The organism is Aliterella sp. E5.1, from assembly GCF_057473825.1.
The window spans coordinates 1-2,115 of the sequence record NZ_JBYCCV010000263.1; the positions used below are offsets into that span (position 1 = coordinate 1).

Annotated in this window: 3 protein-coding genes and 1 pseudogene; 2 read left to right on the forward strand and 2 right to left on the reverse strand. The window is 48.8% G+C overall.

Translation table 11 applies throughout. The annotated features are described in order from the left end of the window. Positions 1-589, forward strand: a 589-nt coding sequence (locus AC2VE5_RS26065) for a universal stress protein (RefSeq protein ID WP_486890465.1), incomplete at its 5' end; no start/stop codon positions are given. A gap of 205 nt (positions 590-794) precedes the next feature. Here AC2VE5_RS26065 and psbM read toward each other — a convergent pair. Together psbM and AC2VE5_RS26075 are read right to left on the reverse strand one after the other, a co-directional pair. Further along, on the reverse strand, positions 795-911 hold the full coding sequence (gene psbM / locus AC2VE5_RS26070; RefSeq protein ID WP_486890466.1) for a photosystem II reaction center protein PsbM: 117 nt from the start codon (positions 909-911) through the stop codon (positions 795-797). 178 nt (positions 912-1,089) lie between these two features. Next, positions 1,090-1,386 (reverse strand): 2Fe-2S iron-sulfur cluster-binding protein, encoded by a 297-nt coding sequence (locus AC2VE5_RS26075; RefSeq protein WP_486890467.1) that lies wholly within the window; start codon positions 1,384-1,386, stop codon positions 1,090-1,092. 574 nt (positions 1,387-1,960) lie between these two features. Here AC2VE5_RS26075 and AC2VE5_RS26080 point away from each other — a divergent pair. After that, a pseudogene (locus tag AC2VE5_RS26080) lies at positions 1,961-2,115 on the forward strand (photosystem II chlorophyll-binding protein CP47); the annotation flags it as partial.

Sequence of the window (2,115 nt, forward strand, 5' to 3'; positions counted from 1 at the left end):
GGACTTCAACTTCTTCAGCCTCGACCTGACCCTCGCCAACTACCGGCGCGTCATCGGCGCGGACCTCTGGGGGCTGCTCGCCACCACGCTCGTCTACTCCGTCGGCGGCACGACCCTCGCGATCGGGTTGTTGGTCAAAGACGACATTTTCGTGGGCAAGATTAATCGGATCATGGTCGCGATGGATGAGTCTCAGGCGGCCAAGGATTGTCTAAAGTTAGCCCTGTCTCTCCTCCAAGGGGTTAAGGGTGGAAAGTTGATCCTGGCCCACGTCGATCGCGATCTGCAGGGTCATCGTGAGTCAATGCTAAGCAATGCCGAAAAGAATCCCGTTCTAGCCCCGGCGGTGGCAGAAGCTAAGAACAGAGGGATTGCCTACCAATGTGTTGCCAGCGCTGGCAAACCTGGCGAAGAGATTTGTCAATTTGCCGAATCATTGAATGTGAACCTGCTGATGCTAGGGTCCCCCGATCGCCGCCCTTCGGTAGCCAAAAACCTGCCAGATTTGGATCGGTTGTTAGGGACCTCCCTATCAGATTACGTGCGGGTCTATGCCAATTGCCCCGTTCTGTTTGTCCGCAGCGAGTAATCGCCTGCAGGGGGGTAGGCAGCCTCCAGGATCACGACAGAATCACGGCTCAGGACCTGATGGACAAATTAACAAAGGCTCAGGGAGATAAATCTCTTTCTGAGCCTTTGCTTTCACAATTTTTATATAACTAACCTAAGCAATCGCAGCTTAGGGATGCAACCCAAATCAAAAAATAGTTTCTAAGGTCTAAGCTGAATTGGTTTTAACTGCCCTCATCACCCTCCCGGCTGGTGGTTTGAACGTAGAGAAGAATCAAAAAAGCAGTCGGAACCAGTACAAATAGGGCAGTTGCGATATATCCTAACAGGTTGACTTCCATAACAATCTAGACCCTCTCTTGTCTCAAGCATTGATGCCTTTAGAATAACATCTCTTGTTCTTCAGCTTCGGTCATTTGGTAGAATTCATCGGCTCAACATCAACTAGCCAAATCCTTTCCCTACGCCAGCTATCTCAGCCAGATCAAGAGTTAATCACAGTTCGAAAGAGATTTATCCTCAAGGCTTGGTTTTGACACTCACAGGTCCATTGACCAGGGTTTGGCAAGCCAAACGATAGCTTTGAGGTTTTTTGCTGAGTTTGCGGTTTTCAACCTCTGTCCGAGGAGAAAGATTTTCCATCCCCTCGGCAATCTCCACAACGCACGTCCCACATTGGCCGTAGCCGCCGCAGTTCATCAGCTTGCCTTTTAGGGTGTAGAGATCAATGTTATTTTCCAGGGTTTTGAGGCGCAGGTTAGCTCCATCGGCGGCGATAATCTCCTGGTTCTCTTTAATAAACTTGATATTGCCCATCTTTGTAAGTCCTTGTCGTTACTGCACTCCCTCGAATCAAGTCAGATCCGACGGGAAGCATCATGATTGCCACTACCCAGAATAACCATCCCCCGGCCTAGATTTTGGCCTTTGGGAGGTTAAGCCTTAGCTTAGGAATCGAGCGATCGCAAACAATCGGTCGTCGCGGCTAGGCGGCAAACCTGCTTGCAATCGCCTCTAACACTGGATACACTTCTTTATACACTCTCATTTTAAAGAGAACTGCCAGATAACTCACTTCTTGCTGGAGTGATTGTTAACTTTAATGGTGCCCGGTAGAGCTTACTCATTGCTGGTTAACCTTTTTAAGACCCTTATGCAGAGTCATCGACCAGGTGCTGCTTCCTAAGGGATTTAAGCACATGCAAAAACCCTAGTTAAGCTTTGGTGTACGCAAATATGGTTCAATATAAATCGATGCAGACTTAGTTGGTGTCGATCTACTGGGCCCCACCCACAAGAGTTTCTCTAACTAAGTTGTGTGGAGTGTTAATAAAATCTGGCTTAATAAACCGCCGAAAAGTTTTGAAGTATTAGAGGAGGAGCGTAGTCTATGGGACTACCCTGGTACCGAGTACATACAGTTCTTATTAATGATCCGGGGCGGCTAATTGCAACACACCTAATGCACACTGCCCTGGTCTCAGGGTGGGCTGGCTCCATGGCCCTCTATGAGCTGGCTTTGTTTGACCCTAGTGACCCGATTCT